We start from the raw sequence: 6,461 nt of genomic DNA on the forward strand, positions 1-6,461 counted from the left end.
CGGGAATTCCGGAGTTCCGCCCGGGATCACGCGAGTTCCGGCTTCAGTCACGCGAGTCACGGCTTCAATCACGCGACTTGCGGGCCCGATCACGCGAGATCCGGCTTCAGTCCTCTTCGTGACCCTCGCGCTCGGCACGGCGGCCGGCCAGACCGCCGCGCTCGGCGGCTTCCGTCTCCGTCTCGCCTTCGCGCAGGCCCAGCGCCCAGGCCCGGGACGGCCGCCGGAACAGCAGGACCAGCGCCGCGATGCCGAGCAGCGCGATCGGCACGCCCCACACCGGCTCGCCGGACGGCCCGAGCAGGTACCAGCCGAGGCCGACCACGATCAGCGCGATCACCACCCCGGGCGACCGCGCCCACGTCTGGCCGAGGACGAGCCCGGCCGACGCGGCCAGGAACGCCAGCGCCACGACGATGAACGTGCCGGACTCGACGTAGATGTTGTTGCCCGGCTGCGCGGGCGAACCCAGGCCGTGCACCAGCACCACCACCCCGAACACCAGCAGGGCGAGCGACGGCACCGCGGTGACCACGCCGGCCAGCCGGACCTCACGGGGAGCGGGCGAGAACTTCACTGCGGGGCCTTCCGGAGGGACTTGCTTTGCGGGAGCACAGTGGACTCGACCAGGGCGAGTCACCGTGCGTGAGCTGATTCGATCGTATGCCACCCGGTCGGCCGTTTTCGCGGGACCGCCCGGGCGCTGAGAATTCAGGTGTCGTCGATGAGCGGGCGGTCGGCCCGGGTGCACTTGTCACGACGAGCGGACACTCGTCACGCGAAGGAGGGCCGCCCGGCACAGGGTCACAGGTGCTGTTCGAAGCGTCGTCGCGACCGGTGCTTCCGGTCACCTTGCGCCGTCGAGAGGTTCTCGCGGCGGTGGGCGTCACCTACCCTGCGGTGGTGCGCGCAATCCTCGTCGTGAACCCCCAGGCCACCTCGACCACCGCCGGTGGCCGGGACGTCCTGGCGCACGCGCTCGCCAGCCAGGTCAAGCTCGACGTGGTCGAAACCGACTACCGCGGGCACGCCATGGCGGTCGCGCGGTCGGCCGCGCGGGACGGGATCGACCTGGTCGTGGCGCACGGCGGCGACGGCACGGTCAACGAGGTCGTCAACGGCCTGCTGGCCGACGCCGACGGTGATCCCTCGCAAATCGGGCGAGTGCCCGCCCTGGGTGTCGTGCCCGGCGGTTCCGCCAACGTGTTCGCGCGCGCCCTCGGCATCTCCGCGGATCCCGTCGAGGCCACCCACCAGCTGCTCAACGCGCTGGAGAACGACCGCTCGCGCCGCGTCGGGCTCGGCCTGGCCGACGGGCACTGGTTCACCTTCAACTCCGGGCTCGGCTGGGACGCCGACGTCGTCGGCCGGGTCGCGAAGCGCCGCGGCAAGCAGACGACGGCGGGCCTCTACCTCCGGGCCGCCGTCCGGTCCTACTTCCGGCCGCCCCAGGGCCGGCCGGTCCTGACCATCCGCGTCCCGGGCGAGGAACCGACCGAAGCGCTGACCGCTTTCGTGTCGAACACCGATCCGTGGAGCTACCTGGGCGAGCGTCCCATCCACCTCAACCCGGGTTGCTCGTTCGAGACGGGATTGGGTTTGTTCGCGTTGAACGGTCTGGGGTTGCCCACGGTGTTCAAGCATGTACGCCGTGCTTTGGCTACGAAGAGCAACCAAAAGGGAAAACGTCTCGTGCGTCACGACGACGTGCCGATGATCCGCATCGACGCAGCTGAACCGGTAAACTTCCAGGTGGACGGCGACCTCGTCGGCCAGCGGACCAGAGTGGAATTCTTCAGTGTCCCGAACGCACTCACAGTGATCGTGTGACGACGGGACCGCTGATCGCCTGCGGCAAAGTGCAAGCTGCCGTTCGTCGACGCAGAAGCTCCGCTCAGCGCATCAGCCTTCCCTTCGGGCGGCTGTTTCGGAGAGAAACCGCAGGTCAGAGGGGTCGCTCGGCCGGGTGACCTGACTCACCGATCTTCCGGAAACCCTTGTCGAAAGCAGTGCTTCGTGAAAGCATTCACAAGCACCCAAGAACACGACCGCCATTGACGACTGTGGCGCGGCCCTCCCGCGCCATATGAAGGAGCTCACGAACATGGACTGGCGCCACGATGCGGCCTGCCGAGACGAGGACCCCGAGCTGTTCTTCCCGGTGGGAACCAGCGGTCCTGCTCTGTCGCAGGTAGCTCAGGCGAAGGCCGTGTGCCACCGCTGCACCGTCGCTTCCGACTGCTTGGCCTGGGCTTTGGCCAGTGGTCAGGATGCCGGCGTGTGGGGCGGCATGAGCGAGGACGAGCGACGCGCGCTCAAGCGCCGCCGTACGCACATCGGCACGCGTACCAACGCCTGATATTCAGTTAGCTACACAGCATCAAGCTACACCCGAGCCAAGCAGGTAATTCGCCCGGGCTGACACTGTTGTGTCCAGGCCGTCTGGGGTGATACCTACCCGGTTCGAGCTTAACAAGCGAGGCGAAACCACCCGGCGACGGGTGCGCTGAAACCTCACCAGGACTTCAAGTCCTCACGCGAACGTTGAACGGCCCGGCACACAGCTCCACGTGCCGGGCCTTCACCGTGTCCGGGCTGTCCCGCCGCGATCCGCACCCGATCACGTCCACCGGGACGGAAATGCCCGGCGGTGCTCGAGTCCAAACGCGACTGTCTACAAGCGCCTCGAAAGAGGGATGCGCAGCGCGGCTTCGGTTCCCGTCACCCGCGTCGACGACTCCTCGACGCGGACCTTGCGCAGCGACAGCGAGCCCCGCAGCTCGGACTCCACCAGCGTCCGCACGATCTGCAGGCCCAGGCCGTCCGAACGCTCCAGCGAGAACCCCGCCGGCAGCCCGCGCCCGTTGTCGCGGATGACGACGTCCAGCCAGCGGGCCGAGCGCTCGACGATCAGCTCGACCTTGCCCGACCGGCCCGCCGGGAACGCGTGCTCGATGGCGTTCTGCACCAGCTCGGCCAGCACCATCACCAGCGGCGTCGCGATCTCCGCGACCACCACCCCGAACGAGCCCGTGCGCTTCATCCCGACCTGCGACTCCGCGGTGGCGACCTCGCCGACCATCGGCAGCACGTTGTCGAGCAGCTTGTCGAGGTCGACGCGCTCGTCCACCGAGATGGACAGCGCCTCGTGCACCAACGCGATCGACGTCACCCGGCGCACGGACTCGGCCAGTGCGAGCCGCGCCTCCTCCGACGACGTCCGGCGGGACTGCAGGCGCAGCAGCGCGGCCACCGTCTGCAGGTTGTTCTTCACGCGGTGGTGGATCTCGCGGATCGTCGCGTCCTTCGAGAGCAGGGCGCGGTCGCGGCGCTTGACCTCGGTGACGTCACGCACCAGCACCAGCGCGCCCGCCGCCTGCCCGGCCGGGCGCAGCGGCAGCGCGCGGAACAGCACCACCGCGCCGCGCCGCGAATCGGCCTCCGTGCGGCTCGACGGCTTCCCGTCGAGGGCCTCGATGATCCGGTGCGACACCTCGGTCGCGTCGAACGGGTCGCGGATCAGCGAGCGCGTCAGCGGCGCCAGCCGCGTGCCGACCAGGTCGGACTCGTGCCCCATCCGGTGGTAGGCGGACAGGCCGTTCGGGCTGGCGAACACGACGGTGCCGCTCGAATCGAGCCGGATCAGCCCGTCCCCCACCCGCGGCGACGTGTGCGTGTCGGTCGCGTTGGTGCCGCTCGGCGGGAACGTGCCGTCGACGATCATCTGGCACAGGTCGCCGGCGCTGCCCAGGTACGCGATCTCCAGCGGCGAGGGGACGCGCGGCGCGGCCAGGTTCGTCTCGCGGCTCATCACGGCGATGACGTCGCCGTGGAACCGCACCGGGATCGCCTCGCGCCGCATCGGCAGGTCGCGGTACCAGTGCGGGTCCTCCTCGCGGCAGATCCGCGCCTCGCGCATGGCCTTCGCCAGCTGCGGGTGCTCCTCCACCGTGAACCGCGTGCCGACGACGTCCTCGGGGTGTGCGGTGGGCGCCGTCGTCGGGCGCGCGTGCGCGACGCAGACGAAGTCGCCGCCGTCCGGCTGCAGTTCCTCGGTCACCGGGACCCAGAGCAGGAAGTCGGCGAAGGACAGGTCGGCCAGCAGCTGCCACTCTGCGACGACGGTCTGCAGGTGGTCCGCGGCCTCCCCGGGGAGGCCGGTGTTGTCGGCGAGCAGTTCGGCGAGCGTGGACACGGGTTACTCGACCGTCCCGAGGACGTCACCCTGCTGGACCCGGTCGCCCTTCGCCACGGCGAGGCTGGTCAGCGTGCCCGCCTTCGCGCTCACGGCGGGCAGCTCCATCTTCATCGACTCCAGGATCAGCACGGTGTCGCCGGCGTTGAGCGCGGCACCCGGCTCCGCGACGACCTCGAGCACGGTACCGACCATTTCGGCCCTGATCTCGGCCATCGCACCCTCCTCGCAGCTCGCCCGACGACCCCATCCAACCAGAACGGGACGTCATGACACACTTGAGAGGTTGACCAGCTTTGACGACGAGGAGTGAACATGTCGAAGCGCGCCCGCAAGCGTCGCGACCGCAAGAAGAACGGCGCGAACCACGGCAAGAAGCCCAACGCCTGATTCCCGGCGTCGGCATGACGAAGGCCCCCACACCGCGGTGTGGGGGCCTTCGCCGTGCTCGGGCGCTATTCGGAACGCTGGTCGAGGGTGATCTCGGTGCGTTCGACGGTGACGCCGCCACGGGTGGCGACCGTCTGGCGGATCGACGCGCGCAGCCGGCTCTTCAGCTCGGCCGGGGCGTGGTCACCGCCGCACTTGCGGGCCAGCAGCTGCTTGATGTGCTCGTCGATGCCGTACTCCTCGAGGCACGGCGGGCAGTCCTCGATGTGGGCGCGCAGGGCGGCGTCCCGCTCGGGGCTGCACTCGCGGTCGAGGAGCAGGTAGATGTCGGCGAGCGCCTCTTCGCAGCGGACCTTGTCGGACGCGCCCTCGCACATGTCGTTCATCGCCCCGCCACCTCTTCCTTGGCGCCCCGGACGAAGCCGCGCTCGCGCGCGACGTCGGCGAGCAGGTCGCGCAGCTGGGCGCGGCCGCGGTGCAGGCGGGACATCACGGTGCCGATGGGCGTGTCCATGATCTCGGCGATCTCCTTGTACGCGAAGCCCTCGACGTCGGCCAGGTAGACGGCCAGCCGGAACTCCTCGGGCAGCTTCTGCAGGGCGGCCTTGACGTCGGTGTCGGGCAGGTTGTCCATCGCCTCGACCTCGGCCGAACGCAGCCCGCTGGAGGTGTGACTCTCCGCCTTGGCGATCTGCCAGTCGGTGATCTCCTCGGTGGGCTGCTGCACCGGCTGCCGCTGCCGCTTGCGGTAGCCGTTGATGTAGGTGTTGGTCAGGATGCGGTACATCCAGGCCTTCAGGTTCGTTCCGGCCTTGAACGACGCGAAGGCGGCGTACGCCTTCAGGTAGGTCTCCTGGACCAGGTCCTCGGCGTCGGCGGGGTTGCGGGTCATCCGCATCGCGGCCGAGTACAGCTGGTCGAGCAGCGGCATCGCGTCCCGTTCGAAGCGCTCGGCGCGCTCCGCCTCGGTCGCTTCTTCCGGCGCTGAGTTCTGCGTGCTCGGCAAACCGTTCCCTTCCCGCTCGGCGTCGATGCGCGTACGCGCATACGGCGACGTCGAGTTTACGCGGGGGCCGGGCACACCGCGGTTCGCCGGTGCCTGAGGGCGGCGGCGGCTGCGAGAGCGTGTGGTGGCGAGGGTTGTGGTCACGTGCCGTACAACCATTCGGGGGGTGCGGGCATTCCCTAGACTCCGGGCCATGGCTGGCAAGGGCACCCCGGCGACCGCGTTGCTGGTGAAGCAGAAAGTGCCGCACACGCTGCACGCGTACGACCACGACCCGCGCGCGGAGTCGTACGGGCTCGAGGCGGTGGAGGCGCTGGGCCTAGAGCGCGCCCGGGTGTTCAAGACGCTGGTGGCCGAGGTGGACGGCCGTCTGGTCGTGGGCGTGGTCCCGGTCACGGGGCAGCTGGATCTGAAGGCGTTGGCGGCCGCGGCGGGCGGTAAGAAGGCCAAGATGGCCGACCCGGCGGCGGCTCAGCGCGCCACGGGGTACGTGCTGGGCGGGATCTCACCGCTGGGCCACCGGAGCAGGCTGCCGGTGGTGATCGACGCGACGGCTCCGACGTTCGAGACGGTGTTCTGTTCGGCCGGCCGGCGGGGGCTCGAGGTGGAGCTGGCCCCTGGTGAGCTGGTCCGGCTGACCGGCGCGGTGGTGGCGCCGATCGCGGCCTGACCAGCGCGAACACGCCAGGCCCAGCCGGCCCGGCAGACTCGGGGATTCAGCCGCCCGGCTCCCCGCCGCGGAGGGGGTCGCCGCCGCGAACCGAGCGTCATGAGACGCAGTGAATGACTCCTTGAGTTTTAACGTGTGGTGGTCTTCGTGCCTCGCCGGCTGTTCTTGCGGTGGGTCGGATACCGGGTCCGGGGTGGCCG

Annotated in this window: 8 protein-coding genes; 3 read left to right on the top strand and 5 right to left on the bottom strand. The window is 69.8% G+C overall.

The features are described from left to right. Positions 1–106: 106 nt before the first annotated feature. A complete protein-coding gene (locus AB0M83_RS48200) occupies positions 107–577 on the bottom strand; it encodes a hypothetical protein (protein ID WP_364529465.1) in 471 nt (156 codons plus the stop codon). Positions 578–903: 326 nt separating this feature from the next. Between AB0M83_RS48200 and AB0M83_RS48205 the strand changes: the two genes are divergently transcribed. Together AB0M83_RS48205 and AB0M83_RS48210 are read left to right on the top strand one after the other, a co-directional pair. Next, positions 904–1,830, top strand: a complete 927-nt coding sequence (locus tag AB0M83_RS48205) for a diacylglycerol kinase family protein (RefSeq protein ID WP_364529468.1) — start codon at positions 904–906, stop codon at positions 1,828–1,830. Positions 1,831–2,104: 274 nt separating this feature from the next. Then, positions 2,105–2,359, top strand: coding sequence for a WhiB family transcriptional regulator (locus AB0M83_RS48210; RefSeq protein ID WP_072481920.1), 255 nt, complete (start codon positions 2,105–2,107; stop codon positions 2,357–2,359). 315 nt (positions 2,360–2,674) lie between these two features. On the opposite strand, the gene AB0M83_RS48215 is transcribed toward AB0M83_RS48210, so the two are convergent. The 4 genes from AB0M83_RS48215 to AB0M83_RS48230 all read right to left on the bottom strand — a co-directional run bounded on the left by AB0M83_RS48215 (position 2,675) and on the right by AB0M83_RS48230 (position 5,591). After that, positions 2,675–4,195 carry a histidine kinase N-terminal domain-containing protein gene (locus AB0M83_RS48215; RefSeq protein WP_364529470.1) on the bottom strand — a complete coding sequence of 507 codons (1,521 nt, stop codon included), beginning with the start codon at positions 4,193–4,195 and terminating at the stop codon, positions 2,675–2,677. 3 nt (positions 4,196–4,198) lie between these two features. After that, on the bottom strand, positions 4,199–4,411 hold the full coding sequence (locus AB0M83_RS48220; protein ID WP_364362919.1) for a biotin/lipoyl-binding carrier protein: 213 nt from the start codon (positions 4,409–4,411) through the stop codon (positions 4,199–4,201). A 239-nt stretch (positions 4,412–4,650) separates the two neighbouring features. Next, entirely contained in the window at positions 4,651–4,971 is a 321-nt protein-coding gene (gene rsrA, locus AB0M83_RS48225; RefSeq protein WP_364529473.1) for a mycothiol system anti-sigma-R factor, read from the bottom strand. Next, positions 4,968–5,591: a sigma-70 family RNA polymerase sigma factor gene (locus tag AB0M83_RS48230; RefSeq protein ID WP_350310699.1), complete on the bottom strand. Its 624-nt coding sequence runs from the start codon at positions 5,589–5,591 to the stop codon at positions 4,968–4,970. Before AB0M83_RS48230 ends, rsrA begins: the two co-directional genes overlap by 4 nt. Before the next feature lie 193 nt (positions 5,592–5,784). Between AB0M83_RS48230 and ybaK the strand changes: the two genes are divergently transcribed. Next, the gene (ybaK, locus tag AB0M83_RS48235; RefSeq protein WP_364529476.1) at positions 5,785–6,261 is read left to right on the top strand and encodes a Cys-tRNA(Pro) deacylase; all 477 of its coding nucleotides are present in this window, start codon (positions 5,785–5,787) and stop codon (positions 6,259–6,261) included. The last annotated feature ends 200 nt before the right edge of the window (positions 6,262–6,461 follow it).

Origin of the sequence: Amycolatopsis sp. NPDC051106 (genome assembly GCF_040682775.1) — a bacterium.
Lineage (GTDB): Bacteria > Actinomycetota > Actinomycetes > Mycobacteriales > Pseudonocardiaceae > Amycolatopsis.

Coding starts and splice junctions, on each gene's coding strand:
- AB0M83_RS48220 (WP_364362919.1), bottom strand. CDS start 4,411: ATGGCCGAGATCAGGGCCGAAATGGTCGGTACCGTGCTCGAGGTCGTC.
- ybaK (WP_364529476.1), top strand. CDS start 5,785: ATGGCTGGCAAGGGCACCCCGGCGACCGCGTTGCTGGTGAAGCAGAAA.
- AB0M83_RS48210 (WP_072481920.1), top strand. CDS start 2,105: ATGGACTGGCGCCACGATGCGGCCTGCCGAGACGAGGACCCCGAGCTG.
- rsrA (WP_364529473.1), bottom strand. CDS start 4,971: ATGAACGACATGTGCGAGGGCGCGTCCGACAAGGTCCGCTGCGAAGAG.